At 59.4% G+C, this 25,421-nt stretch carries 22 protein-coding genes; 8 read left to right on the top strand and 14 right to left on the bottom strand.

Annotated features, from left to right (window positions below):
* Positions 1-190 precede the first annotated feature (190 nt).
* From GGR17_RS20585 to GGR17_RS18985, 3 genes are all read right to left on the bottom strand, one after another.
* A complete protein-coding gene (locus GGR17_RS20585; protein ID WP_054539451.1) occupies positions 191-943 on the bottom strand; it encodes a GntR family transcriptional regulator in 753 nt (250 codons plus the stop codon).
* Positions 944-1,114: 171 nt separating this feature from the next.
* The gene (locus GGR17_RS18990; RefSeq protein WP_054539452.1) at positions 1,115-2,755 is read right to left on the bottom strand and encodes an ABC transporter substrate-binding protein; all 1,641 of its coding nucleotides are present in this window, start codon (positions 2,753-2,755) and stop codon (positions 1,115-1,117) included.
* Positions 2,756-2,826: 71 nt separating this feature from the next.
* Positions 2,827-4,179 carry an LLM class flavin-dependent oxidoreductase gene (locus GGR17_RS18985; RefSeq protein ID WP_054539453.1) on the bottom strand — a complete coding sequence of 451 codons (1,353 nt, stop codon included), beginning with the start codon at positions 4,177-4,179 and terminating at the stop codon, positions 2,827-2,829.
* 329 nt (positions 4,180-4,508) lie between these two features.
* On the opposite strand from GGR17_RS18985, the gene GGR17_RS18980 reads away from it, so the two are divergent.
* The 5 genes from GGR17_RS18980 to GGR17_RS18960 are packed head-to-tail and all read left to right on the top strand — an operon-like array spanning position 4,509 to position 9,896.
* A complete protein-coding gene (locus GGR17_RS18980; protein ID WP_207642708.1) occupies positions 4,509-5,543 on the top strand; it encodes an ABC transporter permease in 1,035 nt (344 codons plus the stop codon).
* A 2-nt stretch (positions 5,544-5,545) separates the two neighbouring features.
* Positions 5,546-6,424: an ABC transporter permease gene (locus GGR17_RS18975; RefSeq protein ID WP_157445581.1), complete on the top strand. Its 879-nt coding sequence runs from the start codon at positions 5,546-5,548 to the stop codon at positions 6,422-6,424.
* A 2-nt stretch (positions 6,425-6,426) separates the two neighbouring features.
* Positions 6,427-7,398: an ABC transporter ATP-binding protein gene (locus tag GGR17_RS18970; protein WP_054539456.1), complete on the top strand. Its 972-nt coding sequence runs from the start codon at positions 6,427-6,429 to the stop codon at positions 7,396-7,398.
* Positions 7,395-8,387 (top strand): ABC transporter ATP-binding protein, encoded by a 993-nt coding sequence (locus GGR17_RS18965; protein ID WP_054539457.1) that lies wholly within the window; start codon positions 7,395-7,397, stop codon positions 8,385-8,387. The genes GGR17_RS18970 and GGR17_RS18965 overlap by 4 nt, the downstream gene beginning before the upstream one ends.
* A 57-nt stretch (positions 8,388-8,444) precedes the next feature.
* Positions 8,445-9,896, top strand: coding sequence for an MFS transporter (locus tag GGR17_RS18960; RefSeq protein ID WP_157445582.1), 1,452 nt, complete (start codon positions 8,445-8,447; stop codon positions 9,894-9,896).
* A 23-nt stretch (positions 9,897-9,919) separates the two neighbouring features.
* Here the strand turns inward: GGR17_RS18960 and GGR17_RS18955 are convergent, their stop codons facing one another.
* Positions 9,920-11,371, bottom strand: a complete 1,452-nt coding sequence (locus tag GGR17_RS18955) for an LLM class flavin-dependent oxidoreductase (protein WP_235974546.1) — start codon at positions 11,369-11,371, stop codon at positions 9,920-9,922.
* A 566-nt stretch (positions 11,372-11,937) separates the two neighbouring features.
* Between GGR17_RS18955 and torT (GGR17_RS18950) the strand changes: the two genes are divergently transcribed.
* The 3 genes from torT (GGR17_RS18950) (at position 11,938) to GGR17_RS18940 (ending at position 15,054) form a co-directional block, all read left to right on the top strand.
* Positions 11,938-13,005, top strand: coding sequence for a TMAO reductase system periplasmic protein TorT (gene torT / locus GGR17_RS18950; RefSeq protein ID WP_054539460.1), 1,068 nt, complete (start codon positions 11,938-11,940; stop codon positions 13,003-13,005).
* Between the two features lie 207 nt (positions 13,006-13,212).
* A complete protein-coding gene (locus GGR17_RS18945) occupies positions 13,213-14,208 on the top strand; it encodes an ABC transporter permease (protein ID WP_054539461.1) in 996 nt (331 codons plus the stop codon).
* Positions 14,209-14,259: 51 nt separating this feature from the next.
* Positions 14,260-15,054, top strand: a complete 795-nt coding sequence (locus tag GGR17_RS18940; RefSeq protein WP_054539462.1) for an ATP-binding cassette domain-containing protein — start codon at positions 14,260-14,262, stop codon at positions 15,052-15,054.
* 12 nt (positions 15,055-15,066) lie between these two features.
* Here the strand turns inward: GGR17_RS18940 and GGR17_RS18935 are convergent, their stop codons facing one another.
* The 10 genes from GGR17_RS18935 to GGR17_RS18890 all read right to left on the bottom strand — a co-directional run bounded on the left by GGR17_RS18935 (position 15,067) and on the right by GGR17_RS18890 (position 25,324).
* Positions 15,067-16,026: an ABC transporter permease gene (locus GGR17_RS18935; protein ID WP_054539463.1), complete on the bottom strand. Its 960-nt coding sequence runs from the start codon at positions 16,024-16,026 to the stop codon at positions 15,067-15,069.
* Complete coding sequence (locus GGR17_RS18930) at positions 16,023-17,048, bottom strand: ABC transporter permease (RefSeq protein ID WP_054539464.1); 1,026 nt, start codon at positions 17,046-17,048, stop codon at positions 16,023-16,025. The genes GGR17_RS18935 and GGR17_RS18930 overlap by 4 nt, the downstream gene beginning before the upstream one ends.
* Positions 17,045-18,607 (bottom strand): sugar ABC transporter ATP-binding protein, encoded by a 1,563-nt coding sequence (locus tag GGR17_RS18925; RefSeq protein WP_207642709.1) that lies wholly within the window; start codon positions 18,605-18,607, stop codon positions 17,045-17,047. The genes GGR17_RS18930 and GGR17_RS18925 overlap by 4 nt, the downstream gene beginning before the upstream one ends.
* An 18-nt stretch (positions 18,608-18,625) precedes the next feature.
* Positions 18,626-19,435 (bottom strand): 4-pyridoxolactonase, encoded by an 810-nt coding sequence (gene pldA / locus GGR17_RS18920; protein ID WP_054540431.1) that lies wholly within the window; start codon positions 19,433-19,435, stop codon positions 18,626-18,628.
* Positions 19,436-19,507: 72 nt separating this feature from the next.
* Positions 19,508-20,563 carry a TMAO reductase system periplasmic protein TorT gene (torT, locus tag GGR17_RS18915; protein WP_082386632.1) on the bottom strand — a complete coding sequence of 352 codons (1,056 nt, stop codon included), beginning with the start codon at positions 20,561-20,563 and terminating at the stop codon, positions 19,508-19,510.
* Positions 20,564-20,602: 39 nt separating this feature from the next.
* Positions 20,603-21,640 (bottom strand): Ldh family oxidoreductase, encoded by a 1,038-nt coding sequence (locus tag GGR17_RS18910; RefSeq protein WP_162231827.1) that lies wholly within the window; start codon positions 21,638-21,640, stop codon positions 20,603-20,605.
* Positions 21,641-21,660: 20 nt separating this feature from the next.
* On the bottom strand, positions 21,661-22,965 hold the full coding sequence (locus tag GGR17_RS18905; RefSeq protein WP_054539467.1) for an NAD(P)/FAD-dependent oxidoreductase: 1,305 nt from the start codon (positions 22,963-22,965) through the stop codon (positions 21,661-21,663).
* A gap of 75 nt (positions 22,966-23,040) precedes the next feature.
* Positions 23,041-24,099: an ABC transporter ATP-binding protein gene (locus GGR17_RS18900; protein WP_054539468.1), complete on the bottom strand. Its 1,059-nt coding sequence runs from the start codon at positions 24,097-24,099 to the stop codon at positions 23,041-23,043.
* Complete coding sequence (locus tag GGR17_RS20430) at positions 24,099-24,911, bottom strand: ABC transporter permease (protein ID WP_157445583.1); 813 nt, start codon at positions 24,909-24,911, stop codon at positions 24,099-24,101. The genes GGR17_RS18900 and GGR17_RS20430 overlap by 1 nt, the downstream gene beginning before the upstream one ends.
* Positions 24,908-25,324, bottom strand: coding sequence for an ABC transporter permease (locus GGR17_RS18890; protein ID WP_054539469.1), 417 nt, complete (start codon positions 25,322-25,324; stop codon positions 24,908-24,910). Before GGR17_RS18890 ends, GGR17_RS20430 begins: the two co-directional genes overlap by 4 nt.
* Between the last annotated feature and the right edge of the window lie 97 nt (positions 25,325-25,421).

The raw sequence follows: 25,421 nt of genomic DNA, 5'->3' as shown, positions 1-25,421 counted from the left end.
GGCCCGCACCAACCCCGCCATCCCGATCACCTGCGTCCCCGACGCAGGCCACATGATCCCCTGGGACAATGAAAAGGGGTTCTTCCGTGTGTTGAAGAAACTGCTGCCATCGTCCTGACCGGCGGCAGATCATCCTTGTGCTCTGGCCTCTCGTCACCGGCGCTTGCAGAGGGAAAGCACTGGCGCGATGTCAGGCAGCATCATTCCCCGTTTCGGAGTCGATGGTCTGTTCAGGGCCGAAGCGTGCGAGGATATTCGAAATGACATCGTCCAGATGCGTCCGCATTGCCAGCCTTGCGCCTTCAGCGTCGCCGGAAAGGATCATTTCAACGATCTGCGTATGATGTTCGGCTGCGCGCACGCCCAGGACTTCCTGCTCATTCGCGAAATTTCGGGCGCGGCTGACATGCCACATGATCGTTTCGTGCATTTTCGACAGGGTGGCATTGCCCGACCCCAGAACGATCGCGCGATGAAATTCGTCGTTCAACGCATAGTATCGGGTGCGGTCGGTATCCAGCGCAGCCAGGTTCATCTCTGAATGCAGGCGCTGAATCTCGCTGAGGGCTTCGGGCGGCCGCAACTGGGCAATCCGTACCGCGGCAAGTTGTTCAAGCCCGGACATCACGTCCAGTTTTTCAGCCAGATCGGGAGAGTCGAATGGCGTCACCACGGCTCCGATATGGGGGACCAGCTCGATCAGCCCTTCGACCTCCAGAATCTTGAGCACATTGCGCAACGGCGTCCGCGAGACGCCGAATTCGTGGCACAGTTCCATTTCGGGAAGTCTCTCACCGGGCCCCCAGCGATTCAGGACGATGTCGCGCCGGATATGGGGAAGGATCTGTTCGTGGATCGGCTCTCTGACGACTGTTCGGGCCCCACGCGGTTCTGCGCGTTTGTTGACGGGGGATCGCCTTGCAGGCTTGACATTTTCGACCACTGGCACCTCTCAAGTTGCAAGCTCCGGGCGAGAAGCATTCGGCTTGGCTGGCCTTTCCGTGCATGACCAGATTAGCAGGCAGCGTGAAGCGCCGTTTTGGAAAATGCAATATCCCTTATACAATTGTACCGCGGCGCCAAGGCGCCGCAGCATCTTGATTTGGGAGGAGGATCAACCGCGGCTGACGTCTCCCTCTTTCCAATAGACGTTGCTATAGGCGTAGATGGATTCTGCGGCCCATGTATGAAGATTGCCAAATGCAGATCTGAAAGCCGAATAGGTCGGGTTTTCGTACAGCCAGACCAAGGCGCAATCGTCGCACAGAATATCTGCCAGTTCTTTGTAGAGTTCGGCTCTTTCGGCGCGGTCAGGGCTTTGAGCAGCCTTTATCAGCAGCGCATCAACGTTTTCGTCCCGATATCCGATCCCGTTGGTATAGGGCACGGGCCGGATATTCGACGCGATATATTGCCTCTGCACGCCCAGCGCCGGGTCCGGCCCGGTGGTCAGGCTTTGGATGAACATGTCGAACTTGCGTGTCTTGTAGACCTGCTCCGCGACAGTCGCCATGTCGAGGGGGTTAACCGTGATATCGATGCCGACGACCTTGAGCTGTTCGGCGATGACCTGAGCCGCTTTGATGAAAGACTCGGTTCCCCGGTTGGCGACGATGGTGGCGCTGAACCGCGTTCCGTCGGTCAGCGGATATCCGGCCTCATCCAGAAGCGCGTTCGCCTTGGCGACATCAAAGGGATATTGCGTCGTGTCCGGCTTGTAGGCCCAGGCAAGCTGGCTTGATATCGGGCCGGTGGCGCGGGTGGCGAGCCCGTATGTGGCCTTTTCGATAATGAAATCCAGATCAAGCGCATGCGCGATGCCCATGCGGACCTTGCGGTTGTTGAACGGTTCCTTGTCCAGATTCATCATCAGTTCTACGATCGACCCCCATGCCTCGTGCCCCTTGGAGGTGACCGTTACATCCGGATTCTTGTCCAGATCCGCGATCATAGAATGCGGCAGATCGTTATAGGCCAGATAGTCAACCTCGCCGGCCTCAAGCGCGCGCACCCGTGCGGTTGCTTCGGGGATGAAACGTATCACAATGCGATCCACATAGGGCATTCCGGGCATGAAATACTCGTCGTTAAGTTCCATTGCCACGTCTTGCCCACGATTCCACGATGCGAACTTGAAGGGGCCAGTGCCGATCGGAGCCAGATTCGCGGGGCTGTCCATGATATCGACGCCATCATAAAGGTGCTTGGGATGAATATATCCCTGCCCCGCGATGAAGGTCATCATGACGTCATTGGGCGCGTTCAGGTGAAAGACGATCGTGGTCGCATCCGGAGTGGTGATTTCATCGACATAAGGTGCAAGGGTTTTGCCCTGATTGTGGAATTTGAACAGCACTTGCTCAAAGGTGAATTTCGCATCTTCGGAGGTGAAGGGCGTGCCGTCGTGCCATTTGACGCCATCATGCAGATTGAACGTATAGATCAACCCGTCATCGGATACCGACCAGTCCTTGGCCAGATCTGCCTTGGGGGTCAGATCGCTTTTCAGGCCCACCAACTTGTTTTGCATGCAGCTGGCGATCATCTTGGTGACAATATCGGTCGTGATGTTCTGGTTCAGGTGGCGTGGCTCGGTGCCGGTACCGACAACGAACACTCCGCCATAGAGTTCTTCGCTGGTCTGGGCCGACAGAAATTCGGGCAAGGCAAGCATGGGCACGCTTGCAGCCATGGTGCGCAACAGTGTTCGGCGCGAGATGCCAAGCTTCCCGGTGGCGGGCTCTCGATCAGTCATTGAATTCTCCTTCTGCTGGATTTTTTGTGTTTTCGTTTGGCATGACTTGGGTCGCCCCTCGGATAGCTCGATCAGCCGACCTTGGCGCTTTGCTGGCGGGCCAAGGGGTGTTCGGGGCGGGCGAGGCCCAGATTTTCGCGTAGCGTTGCGCCCTCATAGCCAGTTCGGAACAGACCGCGCTGTTGGAGCACCGGAACAACCATTTCCAGAAAATCGGTCAACCCGCCGGGGAAATAGGGCGCCATGATGTTGAACCCGTCGCAAACGCCGCGATTGAACCAATCGGCCATCAGGTCGGCGATCGTATCCGGGGTGCCGTAGACCTGATTGTGCCCGGCGGCCCCTGTCACGCGCATGTAAAGCTGACGGATGCTGAGGTTCTCGTTGCGCGCCATCCGCACCAGAGAGTCGCGGTGGCTTTTGACGCCATCCAGAACCGGAAGATCGTCGGGCAATGGGCCATCCGGATCGTAGGCGGACAAATCCCCGAATGTCCGGGCGAGCATGGCAAGCCCGACTTTCGGGTGGATCAAATGCTGCACCCGATCATATTTGGCCTTTGCCTCTTCCATCGTGCGACCGACGATCGGCATGATGCCAGGCAATACCAGCGCATCCGCCGCTGAACGGCCATATTTTGGAAACCGGTTTTTAACACTGTCATAGAATGCGCCGGCCTCTTCTGGCGTACGCTTCGCCGTATAAATAAGGTCTGCCGTGCGAGCCGCCAGTTCTTGCCCGGGCTCCGAGGATCCGGCCTGCGCGATGATCGGATAGCCTTGCGGCGGGCGTGCGATATTGAGGGGACCGAGCACTTTCAGATGCGGCCCGTCATGGCCGAGCACATGAAGCTTTGCAGGATCGAAATATTGGCCGCTTGCCTTGTCACGAATGAAGGCGTCGTCCTGCCAGCTGTCCCAAAGCCCGCGCACCACGTCGACGAATTCTTCCGCGCGACCATAGCGGGCCGTGTGCTCCATATGGCTGTCACGCCCGAAGTTCGTGGCCTCAGCCTCGCTCCAGGATGTGACGACATTCCATCCCACCCGCCCGCCGCTGATGTGATCCAGCGACGCAAACTTGCGGGCAATATGATAAGGCTCGTTATAGGTGGTGGAGGCGGTGGCGATGAACCCGAGCTTCTCGGTGACCGCAGACAGCGCTCCGATAAGTGTAAGAGGTTCGAATTGGTCGATGCGGCCGCTATAGCTTAGGGCGTCAAGGTCTGCGGCGGCGGTGCGAACAGCTATGCCGTCAGCAAGAAACACGAAGTGAAGGGATGCCTCCTCCGCGGCCTGGGCCATCTGCTTCCAAAGCTTGAAGTCCAGCCCCGCGTCGGCATGCGCTTCCGGCAGCCTCCAACCCGCGGGGTGCGTTCCATTCGATACAAGGCTCAGGCCAATCTTCATCTTTCGGTCGGACATGGTGCGGCTCCTGCTCACATATACAGCTCCTCATCCGCATGGACGACCAATGGATACTGTATACGATTCAACTAGCTGAAGATTCTTTCCGCAAAAAAAGCGTTTCAAGCGCGCCGCCCGATAAATTAAGCGCGTGAATAATTAATCGCGGTAAAAACAGGAGGTTTGCCTTCCGAAGTGCCAATTTTTGAACTTCTGCAGGAATGTCTGCGGTTTTGTGGTGGGGAAATTTATCCGCCACCAGAAAATACCGTATACGAAACGAACGATCCCTTGATTTCCGTATGATTTTTCGGGTTCCAACCATAACGCTAATGAAAGGGTATCGAGTGACATCCAAAGTCCTGCCGGGCACCCGAGCCGTGGTTGAAAAATCCGCCGCAAACCCCGCGCGGCTCTCCTCCATACGCTATGTCGCACTTAAAGTGCTGAGCGCATTGCCAATGTTGCTGGGCGTGATCGTTGTTAATTTCGTTCTCATCCACCTTGCGCCCGGTGACCCGGTAAGCGTGCTGGTCGGCGAAACAGAACCCACCCCCGAGCAACTGGCAGAGCTCTATCAAAAACTCGGGCTGGACAAATCCGTTGGGCGGCAGTTTCTGGAATACGTCGGTTCCATCCTGCGCGGGGATCTGGGCTATTCATATGTGCTGCAAAACGATGTGTTGGGCCTGATCCTCAATCGCGTTCCCGCGACGCTTTCGCTGATGCTGACCTCGCTCATCGTTTTCACGGTAGTAGGTGTGCTTCTGGCCATCATCGTGGCGCGCCACCCCAAATCCCTGATCGACAGAGGCGGCTCGGCGCTTGCGGTCATAGGCTATTCCGTTCCCGCCTTTTGGCTGGCCCAGATTATACTTCTGGTCTTCGCCCTGCAGCTGCGTTGGTTTCCGACCAACGGGATGACGAACAGCCGATACACCTACGAAGGCTGGGCTTATTTTACCGATGTTCTGCATCACTTGATCCTGCCCGCATCTGTACTGGGGATGCGGTATCTGGCCATCAATTTTCGCTATGCGCGCGCAGCGATGCGTGACGCGCTGTCTCAGGACTATATCGTCGCGGCGCGTGCCAAAGGACTGCCGGAAAAACGCATCGTCTTTCATGCGTTTCGCAATGGCATCCTACCGGTGATCACCGTTTTCGGGCTGAACGTGACCGATATTCTGGCCGGGTCCATCCTGACCGAGATTGTCTTTGGGTGGCCCGGCATCGGCCGCCTTATGTATGATGCGATGTATGCGCGCGACTATCCGCTGCTCATGGGTATCTTTATCTTCGTGTCTATCGGCATCATCATCACCAACCTCTTGATTGATATCGTCTATTCCCTCTTTGATCCACGCGTGAGGCTGAAATGAGCATGCAAGACACCCCCCCGCTCAAGTCGCGTTTCGCGGTGCTCTACGGAAACCTGTTACGCTATCCAGCACGCTTGCGGCTTGACCCCGTATCGGGCGCGGCGTTGTTCACCCTTGTGGCGATGTTGCTGTTTGCCTTCATCACCCCGCTTTTCTTTGAAAATGTGAATGCCATGGGGCACGAGTCTTTCGCGCCACCCGGCCCACAGCATCCAATGGGCACGGATGATCTGGGCCGGGATGTGTTCGCGCGGTTCGCCTACGGTGCACGCAGCTCGCTTTCCGTGGGAATTCTGGCGGCGTTCACATCCTCGATCATCGGAATTTCGCTGGGCGCGGTGGCAGGCTTCAGCCAGGGCGTGGTGGACATCGTGCTCATGCGCATATCCGAACTCTTCCAGGTTATTCCGCGTTTTTTCCTTGCCCTGCTCGTGATCGCCATTTTCGGATCGCACCTGATCTTCATCATTTTGACGATCGGCCTGCTTGGCTGGCCCGAGGTCGCACGTATCACCCGGGCCGAGTTTCTGACCCTGCGCGAGCGGGAATATGTGATGGCGGCCCACGCAGTGGGACAATCGACACGGTCGATCATCTTTGGCGAAATTCTTCCCAACGCCATGCCACCGCTGATCGTGGCAATGACCATGCAGGTATCTTCCGCGATCCTGCTCGAAGCGGGACTCAGCTTTCTGGGTCTGGGGGATCCCTCGAACCCAAGCTGGGGGCTGATGCTGAACGAAGCACAGCAATTCCTGACACGCGCATGGTGGATGGCGGTGTTCCCGGGGCTGGGTATCCTGCTGACGGTCGCGGCGTTGAACATCTTTGGCGACCACCTGACCGACGTCCTGAACCCCCGGCTTAGAGGAGGACGCTGATCATGGCTGAAGCTTTGCTTGTGGTCGAAGGGCTGAACACGGTTCTGAACACCAGCGAGGGCACCGTACGCGCCGTCACCGATGTTTCGGTCGAGATCGGCAAGGGCGAGATCGTCGGCATCGTCGGAGAATCCGGCTGCGGCAAGTCGATGACAGTGATGTCGATCATGGGGCTGGTCCCAAGCCCGCCGGGAGAGGTGACAGGTGGGCGGGTCATGTTTGATGGAACGGATCTGCGGACGCTCTCCGGCGCCGAGATGCAAAAGACCCGTGGTCGCCGCATAGGGATGATCTTTCAGGATCCGATGACCTTTCTGAATCCGGTCCTGACGATCGAATCCCAGATTTCCGAAATGCTGCGCCATCATCTGAATTTGACAAAGGCAGAGCGCCGGGAGCGTGTGATTGATCTGTTGCGCCGGGTGCGCATACCTGATCCCGCCCGCGTTGTGGCAAGCTATCCCCACCAGCTTTCTGGCGGGATGCGCCAGCGTATTCTGATTGCCACGGCAATTTCCTGCGATCCCGAGCTTATCATCGCTGACGAACCGACGACCGCGTTGGATGTCACGGTTCAGGCGCAAATCCTCGAGCTGCTGAAAGAGATCATCCACGACATGGGATCGTCCCTGCTGTTGATCACCCATGATCTGGGGGTGGTCGCGGAAACATGTGATCGGGTTTACGTCATGTATGCGGGAAAAGTGGTCGAGGAGGCCCCGGTGGACGAGCTGTTCCGCACCCCCAAGCATCCTTACACGCAGGGGCTTTTGGCGTCGATCCTGCGGGCGGATGAGCGGCGGGACGAGCTTTATGCGCTGGATGGCACAGTGCCCAATCTGGTCGATGTGCCTGTCGGCTGCGCCTTTGTCGATCGTTGCGCCAAAGCCACCGCAATCTGCGAAACGGCCGGTCCAGGCTGGACCAGAAACTCAGACGTCTCCGGCGTCGCTTGCTGGAACTACGAAACATGACGACCGCCCCAATTCTGAGTGTTGAAAGCCTGACGAAAACCTATCGCAGCGGAGGGTTGTTTTCGACCACGCCGCCGGTTCAGGCAGTTGCCGGTGTCAGTTTCGATATCGCCCCCGGCGAAACCCTGGCACTGGTGGGGGAATCCGGCTGTGGCAAATCGACGATCGGGCGGGTCATTATGAACCTGACCGACCCGACAAGCGGGCATGTCGTCTTTGACGGCAGCGATCTTGCTACCCTTGATGCCAAGGCTGCTCTGGAAACCAAGACACATTTGCAGATGATCTTTCAGGATCCCTTCGGGTCACTGAACCCGCGCAAAACCGTACGCCAGATCCTGAGCCAGCCTTTCCGCGTGGCTGGTATCAGCAACTGGGAACCCCGTGTTCTGGATCTTCTGCGTGTGGTGGGGATGACCCCGCCAGAACGCTTCGTGAACCGGATGCCGCATGAGTTCTCCGGGGGACAGCGCCAAAGAATTGCCATCGCGCGCGCCTTCGCCCTTCAGCCCAAACTGATCGTTGCGGATGAATGCGTCTCGGCGCTGGACGTGTCAGTGCGCGCTCAGATCCTTAAGCTTATGAAGCGTCTGCAGCAAGAAACCCAGGTATCCTATCTGTTCATCAGCCATGATCTGGGTGTTGTCCGGTCCATGGCGCACAGGGTCGCCGTGATGTATCTGGGCAGGCTGGTCGAGATCGGACCTGTCGAGCAGATATTCAACGCGCCCGCGCATCCCTATACCCAGGCGCTTCTGTCAGCGTCCCCTGTGCCGGATCCGGAACGCGAGCGGACAAAGCGGCGCATCATTTTGCGTGGCGACATTCCGTCACCCAGCCGGCCCCCGTCCGGATGCCGGTTTCACACCCGCTGCCCGATAGCGCGCCCGCTTTGCAGCGAGCGGGAGCCGATATTGGAAGCCCGCTCGGCGGATCACCCCGTGGCCTGCCATTTTTCCGACCTGGCCAAGGCAGACGCTTGGACCTAGCCATGACAATAGCCGCGTGTCACGTTCCGGCTGGCGATCACCGCCCCGGGGGCGACCGTGATCCCTGAATCCGGCAGCCCGCATGGCGGCGATGACGGAACGCCCCCGCAAGGTTTCGTCCGCCCCAGCTTGCCGACATTGTTTCTGGCCATTGTCCCGCCGCTTTTCATGGGGATTTCAGATCAGACCATTGTCAGCACCGCCCTGCCCAGCATCATCCAATCGCTTGGCGGGTTCGATCGGATGGCGCTGGTGGTTATCGCCTATCTTGCCGCAGTAACCGTTTCCGCGCCGCTCTACGGGCGTCTGGGGGATGCGCTAGGGCGGCGGCGGATGATGTGCGTCGCGCTGTGCATGGCGGTAGTTGGCAGCGCATTTTGCAGTCTGTCCGTCAGTTTCGAAATGCTTGTCGCCTCGCGGTTTCTGCAAGGCCTGGGCGGCGGCGGGCTTATCGGGCTCGCCCAGGCGCTGCTCGGGCAATATGTCGGCCCCAGGGCGCGGGCAAAGTATCAGGGGTATCTGGCGACGATCGCCATGGTCGCCAGCACCTTTGGCCCGGTGGCCGGAGGGCTGATCACCGGGCATTTCGGGTGGCGCTGGATCTTCGCCCTCAACATTCCGCTTGGCATTCTGGCCTTCGTTCTTGTCATGCGTCTGCCACCGCGCCAGACGCCCCGCGAAAAGATCGCCTTCGACTATCCGGGTTTCTTGTTGTTCGCGGGGTTTGTCGCAACGGCATTGACCATCATCGAAACCGTCAAGCGCGGCGCGGCGGTCCATAGCACCCTTTTTCTTCTTGTTGCGATTGCGGGAGCAATCCTCATGTTGCTTGTCCTTCGCGAACGGCGTGCGGCCGAACCATTGTTTCCCGGGGATCTGCTTGGCCGTCCGTCAATCTTTTTCAGCATGTTGTTGGCGATGTGCCACGGCGGGCTCTATGTTTCTCTTCTGACGTTCATTCCGATCTATTTCGCGCTTGGCCATGGCGTTCCCCCGCGTGAGCTCGGGCTGCTCATGCTGCCTGTAACGCTTGGCATCGGGTCGGGCGCCTTTGTCACCGGCAAGCTGATCAACAGAACCGGCCGCACCACGCTCTACCCCGCGATCAGCCTGTCATTGGCCAGCGCGCTGCTTTTCCTTGCCTCGGTGGGAATCGAAACGCTTTCGCCTTGGCAAGCGTCGATTTACTTTGCGATCGTTTGCTTGCTGCTGGGGTCGGTGATGGGCGTGGTCCAGATTACTGTGCAGACCGAGGCCGGGATCAAGCGGCTTGGTATCGCCACCGCCAGCGTCGTGCTTTCGCGGTCATTGGGGGCTGCGTCGGGAACGGCATTCGCCGGGCTGGCGCTTGCCTTGACGCTTGACCTGCCAGCCGGCGCCTCCGCGACCTCGGCCGACATTTCCGCGGAAATGCTTCAGCCGGGCTTTCACAATGTTTTTCGTTTGCTCGGGTGCATCGCCGCGGCGGGCGCGGCGATGGCCTTTCTGATCCCCCGGCGCCGGATCTGACAAGACCCGAACCGGGGCAATGGTCATTCCCCTGCCAAACGCGTGGGCGCCTGCAGCTTCGGCCGGCGTGGCAATCCCAACCCCAGATTTTCGCGCAATGTCGTGCCTTCATATGCGGTACGGAAAAGCCCGCGCTTCTGAAGCTCGGGAATGACCATTGTGTTGAAATCCGCAAGGCTGTTGGGGAAATAATCCATCAGAAAGATGAAACCGTCCGCAGCGTCAGCTTCGAACCAGCGCTGCATCTCATCGGCGACCTGACCGGCAGTCCCGATGAAGGCGGGCGCACCTTTTGACGCGACACTCAAATAGAGATCCCGGATCGTCATGTTCTGCTCGCGCGACATCTTGAACAGACGCTCCTGTGCGCTTCGGTTGGCATTGCTGACCGGCAGATCGGGCAACAGTTCATCATCCGCATATTGGGACAGGTCGATCACGTCACCCAGCATATGTTTCAGGTAGTCGCGCCCAACCACCGGATCTGTCAGCTCCAGCAGTTCCTGATGCTTGGCCTGTGCGGCCTCTTCGGTGTCCGCGACAAAAACGGAAATGCCGGGCATTATCACCAACTCCTCCGGTGCGCGCCCGTATTTGGCCATGCGTCCTTTGATATCTCTGTAAAATTTCTGCGCCTCTTCCATGCCGGGGCTGACGGTAAAGATCACCTCGGCGGTTTCGGCCGCCAGATTTCGCCCCGACTCCGATGCGCCGGCCTGTACCATGACCGGGTGGCGCTGCGGCGAAGGCGGGACATTCAGCGGCCCACGCACCTGAAAATGCGCGCCCTTATGGTTCAGAAGGTGCATCTTTTCACGATCGAAGAACAGGCTGCTTTCCTTGTCATATAGGAACGCTTCATCATCCCAGCTGTGCCAGAGCCCGCGCACCACTTCGGCAAACTCAAGCGCCCGGATATAGCGGTCGCCGTGGTCCGGGTGCTTTTCACGGCTGAAATTCTCGGCTTCTTCAAGGTTGGAGGAGGTCACGAGGTTCCAGCCGCTGCGCCCGCCACTGATCAGATCAAGTGACGCGAACTTGCGCGCCAGCATATAGGGTTCGTCGTAGGTGGTATTGTGCGTCGCGATCAGGCCGATATTCGTTGTCACCATGGAGAGCGCGGCGAGCAGCGTCAAAGGCTCGAACTGGGCGACATAGCGCGTGCTGGAGCGCGCCAGAACCTCCCAATCGTGACCCCGCATCGCCATGCTGTCTGCCAGGAAAACAAAATCAAGCAACCCCGACTCCGCCATGCGGGCCATATCCGCAACGGCGCTGATATTGGCGCCCAGATCGGCGACCGCATCGGGATGGCGCCATCCGTTCACATTGGCCCCGGTGGCAGTTCCATAAAGGCCTATCTTCATCTTTGCCGCGTGGCTTGGCATCGCAGATCTCCATAATGATATACTGGATACTGTATACAACCCAAGAGGCGTGAAATAGCGCCATTGCCCGCGAGGGTCGCATTTCATGTTCGAGGCTGGCCACTGCATAAAGAGACAGCAGACCTTTCAGCCTGTGCAAAAGCACGCGCCACCATCTTGAGATTTGGCAAGCTCTCTGCCTGTTCAACCAACAACAGAGCATATTCTGGAAGGAAAAATTTCCAGCTTGCCGGTCTCTGGATCGACTGCACATCGGATATTGGCATGTTAACGCTCTGCCGGTTTCGAAGGCACGCACCCCAAAAGGGACGGCGCTTTTTCAGCAGTTCGCGCTGATGGATATTTTCTTGAAATCGCACGAGCCTGGAGGAAATAAGAAATTTGCTCTCACGTGAGCAGAACCATACTGAACCAGGCCCACCAATCCCTCAAATAAACATATGTTTTTAATCAATAAATTTAAAAACAGAGATCGCGGCGCGGCATGTGAGCTGGAAAGTTTTGGTATTTTGAAATACCAAAATTGGCAGCATTGATACGACAATCAATACTATCGATTTGATCGATACATTTATCGATCCCCAGAATTCATGAGGCCGCATCAAGAGTTTGCTGCCACGGGATCCACACAGATTTTTCGAAGGGAGAACCAGATGCGAATTGGAAAATACCTTGCAACCACTGCCGTTGCGCTGACTTTTGCCGGCCACGGCGCATGGGCGGACGAGGAAACCTGGTCGGCACCGCTTCTCGCCGAAGGGGACCTGACCGCCGAAACCTACACCCCACTTCCCGTCGGAGCGGTCAGCAAGCCATGGCACCTGTGTGTCAGCTTTCCGCATATGAAAGATGCCTACTACGTCGCGAAGGACTACGGCGTCGTGGTCGAGGCGCAGCGGCAGGGTGTGGCCGCAACCATCATGTCCGCAGGCGGCTACGCGAATGTCCTGCAGCAAATCCAGCAGCTTGAAGACTGCGTTTCCCGCGGCGGTGATGCCGTGCTGGTGAACGCGGTCTCAAAGACAGGCCTCGTTGCGATGGTCGAGGAAATGGCCGCCAAGGGCATTCCGGTGATCGATCTTGGCAACGGGCTGGACTCCGACAAGGTGGCGGGGCGCGCACGCGCAGGCTATTACAACGCCGGGGCCCAGGCCGGCGCCTATCTCGCCAGCAAGCACCCCGCCGGCTCGGGCAAGGTGGAGATGGTCTGGATGGCCGGCCCCGCCGGGTCTCAATGGGTTGAGGATGCGGTTGCCGGGATGAAGGACAGCATCGTGGGCTCGGATGTGGAACTGGTCAAGGTGATGTATGGCGATACCGGAAAGGGTGTCCAGATGCGCCTGATCGACGATGCTCTGCAAACCTATGAAGGGCTTGATATCATCGGTGGGGTCGCCCCGGCCATCGAAGGTGGAGTGGAAATCATCAAGGCCAAGGGGCTCGAGCATATCGATCTGATCGCCTTTTACTCGACGCCCGCCATGGAACAGGGGGTGCGCGACGGCGATGTGATGGCCACGGTCGGCGACTACAATCTCGTGGGCTCGCGCATCAGCGTCGATCAGGCGATCCGTGCGCTCGAGGGCAAGCTGGAGATCGAAGTCGCGAACCGTGCGTTCTTCATCGTCGATCAGGACAACGTGAATACCTACGATCGCACCACGATCCTTGCTCCTGACGGTTTCGAACCGGTGTTCGAGGTCAAGGCACCAACGAACTGAACAGGGCATATTCGTTCTGCCCCTCTTCCGACCAATCGCTGGGAGCCCGATCGCCGGTCGGGTTCCCAACTCAGACTGCGGCTTACCGATAATCAAATCCCTCAAACTTTGCTGGCGCGACCCGCAAAACGGAGAACACGTATGGTGAATACAGAAATCAATTCTCACGCGGACCCATCCGCTAATCGCCCGATTTGGGCACGGACAATGCGGGTCTTGCATGATGTGTTTCTGGCCAACGGGATTCTTCCCTTTGTCCTGGTCGCCGCCATCATCTTCATGGGCATCGCCGAGCCCCGGTTTCTGAGCTACGACAACCTTTTCAATCTTGGGCGACATTCCACCTATCTGATCATTATCTCGGTCGGCCAGATGCTCGCGCTTCTGGTTCGGGGGATTGATATGTCGGTGGGCTCGACTGTCGCACTTGTCAGTGTGACGACAGCGCTGGCCATCACCGGCACGGCCCAGGCCATACCCGACGCACCACCGGGGCTGGCCATTGTCGCGGGCGTCGCCGCGGGGATGCTGACCGGCGCTGTCGTCGGTCTGATCAATGGCATCGGCATTGCCGTGCTGTCTGTCAGCCCATTCATCATGACCGTCGGGATGATGTCCATCGCCACGGGCGTCGCACTGACGCTCAGCGGCGGCATGCCCGTCTACGGGATGCCGCGCGAGTTCGGGCAGATATTTTCCAACGCATCGCTGCACGGCCTGCCGGTCCCGGTGTTGTACTGCATCGCGGTCCTGATCTTGGGCTATTACATGCTGAACTGGACCGTGCTTGGGCGCCGGATCTATTCGCTGGGGGGGAACCTGAACGCGACCCGGCTGGCCGGGGTGAACACGACCTTCTTCATGGTGCTGACCTACGTGCTCTGTTCCGTCATCGTTGCCTTCGGCGCCATTCTTCTGACAGCCCGCGTGAATACGGGCGAGGCCACGCTCGGCACCACCCTCCTCATGGAGTCGATCACCGCATGCGTCATCGGCGGCGTGTCGTTTTTTGGCGGCATTGGCCGGATCAGCAATGTGTTTCTGGGTGCAATCTTTGTCACCATCCTGACCAACGGCATGAACCTTCTGCGCATCGAAAGCTATGTGCAGCAGATCGTTCTGGGCGTCTTTCTCATCGCGGCGGTGGTGGTCGACCAGATCCGGGTGCGGATGCTGCGGCAAGAGCGGATCGAGACAGGTTGATCCCCTGCCCGCCCCCCGCCTCCTCATGCCATCAAAAGGAATACAGATAAAATGACCCTCGCCCAGATCGCCCCCACCACGAACGTCACAGCGAAACTCCCGCATCAGCCGCTTCTGTCGGCGCGCGGCATAGAAAAGAACTATGGCGGCAACCGCGCCCTCAAAGGCGTCAGCCTTGATATTTTCCCCAACGAGGTTGTCGCCCTGGTCGGCGACAACGGCGCCGGAAAGTCCACCTTCGTGAAAATCCTGTCGGGCGCCGAAACCCATGACGGCGGCAGCATTCTGGTTGACGGGCAAAAGGTTCAGATGAGCACGCCCAACGACGCGCATGAAAACGGCATTGCGACGCTGTATCAGGATCTGGGCCTCGTCGACTGTTTCAACGTGCCGCAGAATGTATTCCTCGGGCGGGAACTGACCGGCCGGCTGGGCGGCGCCATCCCCTTCTTGCGGCACACTGAAATGCGTCGCCGGACAGCCGACCTGTTGAAAGAGCTTGATATCCGCCTGCCCGATCTTGCTCGCCCCGTCAGCACAATGTCAGGTGGTCAACGTCAGGCGGTCGCGATCAGCCGGCTTTTGCTGGGCGACGTGCGCCTGATCATCATGGATGAACCCATGGCGGCCCTTGGCGTGGACGAAGGCCAGAAGGTTCTGGACCTGATCGCGCGATTGTCGCGCAAGCACATCTCATTCTTCATCATCAGTCACAACATGGAACATGTGATGACCATCGCAGACCGGATCGCGGTCTTCAAGAACGGCAACCTGGTCGGGGTTGTCCGGCGCGAGGATACCACGCGCGAAGAGATCACCTCGATGATCGTCCACGGCCGCACATAGCGGCTGCCGACATCACCGGCGGAACCGATCCAGCGTAAGTGCGATCAGGATGATCATTCCCAGGCAAATCTGCTGAACGTAGCCATCGATCTGAACCAGATCCATGCCGTTCGACAGCAGCGTGATAAGAACAGCGCCGATCAACGGCGCCACCGCACCTCCGCGCCCGCCCTGTGTGCTGATCCCGCCCACGACAGCGGCCGCGATGGCCTCAAGCGTCAGGTTCGCCCCCAAGGTGGGCTCGCCCGATCCGGTGCGCGCGGTCAGAAGGATAGCGCCAAGCCCCGCAAATGCCGAGCAACAGACATAGGCCATCGCCGTAACCATGCGTGTCTTGACGCCGGCGGTTGTTGCCGCCGTCGGGTTGGCGCCGACCAGATACAGGCTGCGGCCGTACACGCTCCATTTCAGCAGCATGTGCAACGCCAGAGTAGCCAAGCCAAGTGTCCATATCTGAACGGGCACACCAAGCACATCGAGCCGGGAAAGAGCCATGAATTGGGCAGGAACGCCCGATACAGGGAACCCGCCGCTGACGGTGGAGCCAAGCGCCTGCACGATGTACATCGTTCCCAAGGTCACGATGAACGGATTTAGCCCCGTCGCAGCCACAAGCGTGCCATTCAGCCCGCCGATCAGCACCGCTGCGCCCAGCCCGCACAGCGCGGCAAGCAGGATCGGCGCGCCAGCCGCCTGCCCCCATGGCGATACCAACACCATCGCCGTGATCACGCTCACAAGCGACACGGTGTTGCCCAGCGACAGGTCATACCCGCGGGTCAGCAGTACCATGCTTTGCGCCGAGGCGAAGATCATCAGATAGCTCGACTGCACAAGAATGTTGTAGATGTTTCCCTTGGTCAGCATCTGCGGCGAAGCCGCCGAAAACCCGGCCAGCAACAATGCGATCATCACCAGTCCGACAACGGCGGAGTTCAAAAAGAAGCTGCGCGTCATTTGCATCGTCGTCATCGCTGTCCCTCCTGCCGCGCGGCGCGGTCCGTTGCCCGATCCAGAAATGCAGCCGCAAGAAGCACGACCCCGAACACCAACACCTGAAACTTGCTATCCACACGCGCAAGGTTAAGCGCATTTCCCACGACCGCCAGAAACAAGCCCCCGAACATGACCTTGATCGGATTGCCGCTACCTCCGCGCAGCGACACCCCGCCGATGACCGCAGCCGTGATCGCCTGCATCGCGGTATTGGCCCCCAGTGCCGATTGCCCGGACCCCATGCGCGCGGTGAAATAGACCCCCACCAGTGCAGCGAAAAAACCGCTTGCCGCAAACACGCCGCAGATGATCGCCTTGGGCGAGATCCCGGCAATTTCCGCTGCGGCTTCATTGCTGCCAACCGCAAGGATATGGCGGCCATATGCGGTCCGCTCCAGCACGAACCACACGATGAAGACGGCAACCAGAGTGAGATAGAGGAGGCCAGGAAGCCCAAATATCTGCCCGCGCCCGACCCATTGGGTCAGCACTTTGGGAACGCCGTAGACCGGCACGCCATACGTCCAGACGAATACCGCCCCCAGAATGATGGATGATGTAGCGATCGTGGCAATGAACGCGTCCAACTTCAGGGTCGAGATAAGCCACCCGTTCCCGACCCCGGCAATCGCGCCCACACTCAGCCCGGCCAAGACCCCCAGTACGGCGACAAACCCTATCATGTCCGGGAAAACCAGCATGAGCTGGTTCGACACTGACGCCGTCGTGACCGAAGCCAGGGCGACGATCGCACCGACCGACAAATCGAACCTGCCGGTGACAAGCACCAGCATCTGCCCAAGAGCCGCGAGCGTGATCACCGAAAAATCCCGCAGAACATTGAACATGTTCATCTTGGCGACGAACCGTGGTTCGGCCAGCAACATCCCCGTCACGATCAGAACCGAAAGCGGCAGCGCGAGACCCACGCGTTCGTTAAACGCAAAGAGCCGGTCGCGCAGACGAAGCACAGGCGCGGAGTTCGGGGCAAATGTCATGCGACACCCTCCTTCCGAATTTTCGGTGCATGGCCAAAGAACCCCTTGAGCACATTGTCTTCGGTTTTTTGGTCGCCGCAAAGTTCGGCCACGGTCCGACCTTCGGTGACGACATAGACCCTGTTGCTCAGCCGCAGGACCTCTTGCAGATCGGATGAGATCATCAGCACCGCCGCCCCCTTTTCGACCAGCGACTTCAGAAGATCATAAATTTCCGCCTTGGCTCCCACGTCGATCCCCACCGTGGGCTCGTCGAACACGAAGACTTCTGTATTTCGGACCAATCCGCGCGCCAAAAGTACCTTTTGCATGTTTCCGCCCGACAGGCTGCCTACGGGCAGGGTCAGGTCAAGCGGTCGCAGGCGAACCGCCTTCATGGCTTTCATGACCTCGCTGCGCTCATTGCGCCGGCGCAGGAATCCGAACCGCGAAAACATGTTCAGCGAAAGCCCGGTCATCGAGCCGTTCTCCAGCACGGGTCGACTGACGGCCAATCCTCCGACGTTTCGGTCGGGCGGGAAATAGCACAGATGTCGTGCCAGCATCGCCGAAGGGTTGCGCGGCTTGATCAGCGTGCCGTCCATTTCGATCTGCCCCGACCGGATCGGCAAAAGCCCGAACAGCGCCTGACCGATCTCGCTTTTGCCGGAGCCCATCAGCCCGGCGATGCCCACGATTTCGCCGGCACGCAGGGTCAGGCTTGCATCCTTGACCGCACCATTCACTGTGGACAGGTTGGAAATCCGGATCCGCATCGCGCGCGGATCCTGCCGGATTTCGGGATAAAGCGCAGCGATCGGCCGGCCGGTCATCATCTCTACCAGTTTGGCTTCCTGCAGGCCGGCACGCGGAAGGGTGCCGATATAACGCCCGGATCGCAATACGGTAACCCGATCGGCAATCTCGTGGATTTCGCGCATCCGGTGCGATACATAGATGATCCCCACGCCCCGGTGGCGCAGCTTGCGCACCACGTCAAGTAAGGCGTCTGCCTCGTGATCGTTCAGCGATGCCGTCGGCTCGTCCAGGATCAGGATCGAGGCATGCAACAGCAGTGCTTTGCAAATTTCGACCATCTGCCTCTGTGCCCGTGTAAGGGTACCAACGGTGGCCTCCAGGTCGATCGCGAACCCCAGTTCCGCAAGCACCTGACGCGCCTGATCCTGCATTTCGGCGCGCGCCAGAATGCCACGGCGGGTTTTCTCGCGCCCCAGGAACAGGTTGTCGACAACGCTCAGGCTCGGGGCCAGCTGGAACTCCTGAAACACGGCAGAAATACCCGCCGCCTTCGCCCCGCGAAGGGTCAGGAACCCGCAGGATTGGCCGTTTATCGTCAGGGTGCCGGCATCCGGCCGAACGTTGCCGGTGAGCACCTTGATCAGCGTCGATTTCCCCGCCCCGTTCTCGCCGAACAGCACGTGAACCTCACCCGGACGCAGGTCGAAGCTCACTTCGTCCAGCGCCCGGTTCACACCATAGGTTTTGGAGATATCCGACATCTGCAGAACATGTTCGTCCTGCGTGCCCAAAGCGGCCTGCATCTGTTGCTTATCGTTCATTCCGCCGTCTCTCGCTCATCACGCTACAGCCAGAAGATCACCGACGACATTCAGATGTGGCGACTGCGGATCATGGGAAAAGACCACTTCGGCGTCACTGGCCCCTGCCAGATCGATCAGCCTTTGCAGCGACTGCTCGCCCGCGACGGGGTCGGAATGATACCCCCCCTGAATGAACTGATCCATGTTGTGCGCGCTATAAGCGGCATCGAAGGGAAACAGCATCGGTCGTCGATGTTCCGGCGTGACCAGCAGGCTGCAGTGGCCGGCTGAATGCCCGGGCGTGAAGATCAGATCCAGCCCCTTGGCCAGTTCGACATCCCCCTCGACCAGCGTGAAGCGCGTATTCTGTGATGTCTGCCCATCTTTCAACTGCGCCTCGCGGCCCTGTTTGCGGGCCAGTTCGGCGCTGAAGCTCAGGTCACCGTAGGCGCCCACCTCAAACCGATAGGGATTTGCCGCGCGCTCGTATTCCGCCTTTTGGCAGATCTTGGTCGCGCCCGGAAAGAACCGGTTTGCGCCCACATGATCCATATGCAGATGCGAGTTCACCACCGCCGAGATATCCCCGACCTGACCCCCGAGCCTGGCCAAAGCGCCGGGAATGGTCTGTTCAGTGGTCTGCAGCGGCTTTTCGGAAGGAATTTCGCGCTGCACATAGTCAAGGTCGAAGCCGGTATCAAACAGGAACAGCCCATCTGAATGTTCGACCAGCACCGAACAAACGGGCACGCGTATCGGTCCACCGGGTCCGACGTTCCAATACATGTGATACCCGTCCAACAACAGCGAACCGCCATCAAGCAGATAGATCCTGATGTCTTGCATGATCATCTCCGTTCCGGCCGGGCCGCGCGCCTGAGGCACGACCCGAACAAGCCATGAGGCCGACATGTCATGTCATTTGCTGCTGAAGACAGGCCGCCAGTTGGCGGGCGCGAAATGCAGCAATATGTCATCGGTCGACACGTCGGGATCGGTGATCAGCGCCGGTTCCACGTCAAACGCATTCGCCGCTGGCATATTACCTTCAATCGCCATGACCGCCAGATCCACGGCCATCCGCGCCTGCACCACCGTATAGTCGGACACGAGGCCCATGATCTGCTCTTGCTGCAACAGGCGCAACATTTCACGGGTTCCATATTCGGCCATGATCGACACATCGTCGCGCCCGATTTCATCCACGACACCGATCGCGGCTTCGATCGTGGGCGCCGTGCCCCAGATCAGGTTCATCTCGGGATAGGTCTGCAAGGCATCCTCGACAAGGCTCAGTTGCTCGGCCACGCCCGTGTCCCCGAACTTGACATCCAAGAGCGTGATATTGCTGCCTTGAATACCCTCTTGAAACCCTTCGACAGCGGCCTCGGCCCAGCCCGAACCTTGGGCGCCGGGGAAGCCGACGACCTTGTATTCCGAACCATTCGCCGCCGCGACCTCAACCAGGAAGTTCCCGGCCTCGACGCCTTTGGTCCGCATCCGGGTGAACACCTTGCCGGCCACCGGCGCTTCTGAGACCGGGTTGATAAAGGCAATGGTCGGAATTCCCGCCGCCCTGGCCTTCTCGAAGGATCCCGACAGACCTGCTTCTGAAATCGGGGCTACCAGAATGGCATCGACCTTGGACGACAAGCAATTGTCGAACTGGTTCACCTGACGTGGCAGGTTGCCGTATCCGCCCGCCTCGTACAGTGTCAGATCGATGCCCAGGCGCCTGGCCTCTTCGATCAGGCCGTAGTCCGCTGCCAGCCAATAGCTGTCTTTCACATGCGGCACGAGTACGCAGATCTTCCACGGTTGCGTGGCAGATTCCAATGGCTGGAACTCTGATGCGGTTTCCACGCCCTCACGCTGAACCTTGACCGGGAACGGACCCCAGCTTTCGGCGGCGACCAAAGAGGAGGTCGACAGCACCGCTGTGGCTGTCGCCACGAAGACACTCAATAGTTTCATTTTGATATCCCTATGCTTCCCTGTTTTGGTCTGCTGGCACTATGATCTGCCCAGCGGCTGGTCTTGACCGGCCAGATCTGACAGGCTCTGCGCGAGACCCGCCGTGATCGTAATTCCCTGTTCGATATGTTTCCTGCGCGCCGCGAAACGTCGGGCGCCTGGCACGCGCGCGCCTTCCTGAGCTTCGATCGCGCCTGTAATCTGTGCCACACGCGCAAGCCAACCGGGCCCGGCCACGGCTGTCGGGTCGAGCACGACATAGGTCTGCGCCAGACGCACCGGCGGTGCGTCCATCCTGGCCAGCGGCGCGGCCTCGATCGACAATTCGGAGCCCGAGAGAACGGCGGCGAACAGCTCTACGATCAACGCGATACCGATGCCCTTGTAACCGCCCGAGGCCAGAAGCGACCCGGCAAGCCCCGCCTGGGCGTCTTCGGTCGGCTGGCCGTGCGTATCCAGCGCCCAGCCCAGCGGGATGGGTTCGTTGGCGGCAGCCCGCTCTACGATCTCGCTCTTGGCAATAACCGAAGAGGCCTGATCAATCACGATTGGCGGCTTTCCGGCCTGCGGGATCGCACAGGTGATCGGATTGGTTCCGAATACGGGCTTGGTGCCGCCAACGGGAGAAATCGATGCGGGAACATTGGCGAAACCAAGCGCAAGAAACCCTTCCCGAGCAAAGCATTCAGTATGCCAGCCCATGACATCGGCAGCCCAGCCGTTGCGCACCACAAGCGTGGCAATGCCGCAGGACGTCACGGCCTTCACGGTCGCATCAAACCCGGCTTGAAACGCGGGCTGCGGAAACCCGCCCCGCGCATCGGCGATCACGATGCCGGGCCTGGGCTGCGAGACGTCGGGCACCGCCGTTCCGTTCACGCGCCCGGCCTGCAGTTGCTTGCACAGGCCCGGCACACGGGCCACGCCATGGCTTGCGATCCCGTCACGGTCGGCATCGACGTGGATTTGCGCCATCACCGCGGCGACCTCCGGGCTGGCACCTGCCCCCGAAAACGCCTTTGCTGCCAGTTCCAGCGCTTTCTCAATCGACAATGTGACTTCGTCGTTGCTCTTCATCATCTTCTCCCTCGCTCGGGTCATGCTGTGTCAAACCGATCGAATGTATAGTTGCTGATATCCACACTGGGCGTGGCGCCGGTCACGATATCCGCGATGACCTGCCCCGCGCCGGGACCGGGGCCAAATCCCTGTCCGGAAAACCCGCTGGCGATCACCAGCCCCGGAACCCGCTTGACCGGCGAGATCGCCGGCAACGCGTCAGGCGTACCTTCGATAAATCCTGCCCAGGTCTGTTCCGGCTCCAGGTTTTCGAACACCGGATAGGCGGCCTTGAGGTTGGCAACCCCTGATGCAAGCGTCTTTCCGGCGGGGGCGTGCTCCAGGATGCGCGTGCGTTCGAACACGGTTTTCTGATCTTCGGACCAATCCATGCCATCGCGCCAGGCCTTGAAAAAGGAAAGCCCGCCACGCACCTGCACCAGTTTGCGTTTTTCATGCAGCGTGGGAAGGAAGTGAAGAAAGTAGCGGAAATGATCAGGCGTCAGGAAGGTCGTGTTCGCATTACGGCGCGCCACGGTATAGCCGCCATCAGCGCGCTTGCGGAACGAAAAATCCGAGGCGCCCAAGCAGATATCGGGTGCGCCGTCCAAGGGCTTGGTCTGCATGACCGAGGCCAGGAGCCGCAACTGCGGGAAATCCAGCCTAAGATGCTTGCACATCAGCCGCGTCCAGGCCCCCGTCGCCAGTACAACCGACTTGCAACCCACGCGGCCTTTCTCTGTCACCACGCCAGACACGACGCCGCCCGATGTCTCGATCCCCCGGGCAGCGCAGTTGGTAAAGACTTTTGCGCCCTTGCCCTGCGCGCCTTTCGCGATGGCCGGAGCCGCCCAGAGCGGCTCGGCGCAGCCATCGCTTTTGGTATAAAGCCCCCCTGCGAAATCACGCTTGCCACCGGGCAAAAGTGCCTCAAGCTGCGCCTTGGTCAGTATGATACTGTCCACGCCCCGCGGTTCGGCCACGTCGCGCTTCCATTTCGCCCATTCGTCCAGTTCCGCCCGCGTATCACACGGATAGATGCCGCCGTTCTTGCGGTATCCGGTCTTGTAGCCCGCTCGGATATCCAGCGTTTCCCAAATGCGCTCGGACAGGATGCTCAGATCGATATCCGCCTCAACCCGTCCCATCTTGCGCACCCAGCCCCAGTTGCGACCTGACTGTTCAGCCCCGATTTCACCCTTTTCAATCAGGCAGACGGGAATGCCCTTTTCAGCCAGCATCAATGCGGCGCAGGCTCCGATGATGCCGCCCCCTATGATGACCACCTCGGTCTGCTTGGGCAGTTCAGTGTTGCTTGCCACCGGCAATAGACCTTTGAGCATTCCAGCCTTCTCCTTTGCTCCGGCCGCGAAGCGGCATTCCCGTTCTGCCGGACTTTGCAAATCCCGCATCGGTCGCTATCCCGTGATCAAGTGGATAGCGGCATCCGCGACACTCAGATGAACGCGGCCGCCCTTCGCGACCGAAGCAACGCGCATGGCCGGCTGCTTCACACGGACGGGTGTTGTCCCGATCAGGCCCGTCAGAACGGCCATATCGCCATAGTTGTGCTTGTCCTCGACATCGAAAGGCCGACAATCCGGCCCGTTCGCGCCCGAATGCACCTCGATATTTTCCGGGCGGATCAGGGCCTCGTACCGCCCCGGCTCGAGATCCCGGTAGGCGGGCAGCCTACGTCGGCCAAAAGCTTCCAGCTCGACCTGTCCGCCCGCGCTCACAACCGCCTGAAGGAAATTGCTGTCGCCAATGAACTCGGCCACAAACCGCGTCTTTGGCCGGTTGTATATCTCCTCGGGCGTTCCGAACTGTTCGATCCTGCCATTGGAAAACACGACGATGCGGTCGGACATCACCATCGCCTCGGCCTGATCATGAGTGACGAAAATCATGGTTGCGCCGGTCTGGGCATGGATACGCTTAAGCTCTATCTGCATCTGTTCGCGCAGATTCTTGTCCAGTGCCCCAAGGGGTTCATCCAAAAGCACCAGTTCGGGCTCGAACACCAATGCGCGCGCCAGCGCCACGCGCTGCTGCTGACCACCCGAAAGCTCGGACGGGGTGCGGTTTCCGAACCCTTGCAGGCCGACCATCCGCAACGCACTCTCGACCCGCGCGTCAGCCTCGCGCCTGGGCACCTGGCGCATTCGCAAGGGGTAAGAGACATTCTTTGCCACGCTCATATGAGGAAACAGCGCGTAGTTCTGAAACACGATCCCCATGTCACGCTTATGCGCCGGAACATCCGCGATCGATTTTCCGCTGACAATCACCTCACCCCGCGTCGGCGTCTCAAACCCGCCCACGATCATCAGCGTCGTGGTCTTGCCAGAGCCGGATGGCCCCAGGAAAGATACGAATTCGCCCTTGCTGATCGCCAGTCGATCAATCGAAAGCACTTCGGTCTTGCCATCGTAGGATTTACCCAGATCGCGCAGTACCAGAGAAACGTCAGTCATCAGGCGCCGGCCTTTCTGGAATAGGTACGAGAGCTTGCCCACAACAGGCGAATGACAAAGGCGACAAGCACGAAAGCCACCAGAAAGAACACAAGCGCGCCAGAGGCCGCCGCGATCACCGGGTCCATGTCCATCATGAAGCTGTTGAACAGCTGGCGCGGCAGGGTCGCCTTGTCGCGCCCCGAGATGAACACGGCGATCACCGCCTCGTCGAAGGAATGGATGAAGGCATAGAAGCCCGCGACCATGATGCTGGGCATCAGCGCGGGCACGATGACATGCCAGAATGTCGCCCGGCGCCCGGCGCCCAGCGAAAGCGACGCGCGTTCAAGGTTAGGGTCCAGCGATTGTATGCCCGCGCTCAGCACCAACACCGCGGCCGGAATGTTCAGGCAGGTGTGGGCGATGACGACGCCGGTATAGCTTTGGATCAGGCCAAAATAGGCGAAATAGATGAAATAGGCGAAGGCCAGTACAATATGCGGAACAAGCAGCGGCGCGATCATCAAAAGCCGAAACCATGCCTTGCCGGCAAATTGTGACCGCGCCAGGGCGAACGCGGCGGGCATCGCCAGCATCAGGGTGAACGCCACCGTCAGAACCGCAACCAGCAGGCTGTTGAAAAGGGGGATATTCCAGTCCGGGCTGGTGAAGAACTCCACGTAATACTTCAATGAAAGCGCTTTGGGCGGAAAGCTGAGCGACGACGAGGCGCTGAAGGACATCGGGATGACGATCAGGATTGGCCACGCCAGGATGTTGGCGACGATAAAGGCCACAGACTGAAAAAAACGGGGCCTGGTTCCGGTCACTTCGACCCCCACAGTTTTTCAAGGCTGGAAAACGAGCTGTAGATCAGAAACAGCGCACCGGTGAAGGCCATCAGTATCATCGACGAGGCCGCAGCGGTGCCAAAGCTCAGCATCTCCTCGATCTGCTTGCCGATCAGCCCGGAAATCATCAAATTGCGCGGGCTGCCCAAAATCGCAGGGGTGACATAGAACCCCAGGCACGTGATGAAAACCAGCGTTACCCCGTTGGCGACCCCCGGCAGGCTGAGCGGAAAATAGATGTGCACGAGGCCGCGAAGATTGTTGGCCCCCAGGCTGGTAGAGGCGCGAAGCAGCACCGGATCGATGCGTTTCATCGTGGCATAAAGCACCAGCGCCATCAGCGGGGTCAGCATTTGCGTCATCGCGATGATCGAGGCAAAGGTGGTGTACAAAAGTAAGCATCCGCCGAGGGCCGTCTGACCGACCCACCCGGCTGCCTGTAAGAGCATGAAGCTATGACAGATCATAGCTTCATATCCCAAGTAGAGG

The organism is Actibacterium naphthalenivorans, assembly GCF_014196965.1.
Taxonomy (GTDB): Bacteria; Pseudomonadota; Alphaproteobacteria; order Rhodobacterales; family Rhodobacteraceae; genus Actibacterium_A; species Actibacterium_A naphthalenivorans.
Note: the sequence above shows the minus strand (reverse complement) of the source record. Positions and strands in the feature narration are given on the sequence as shown.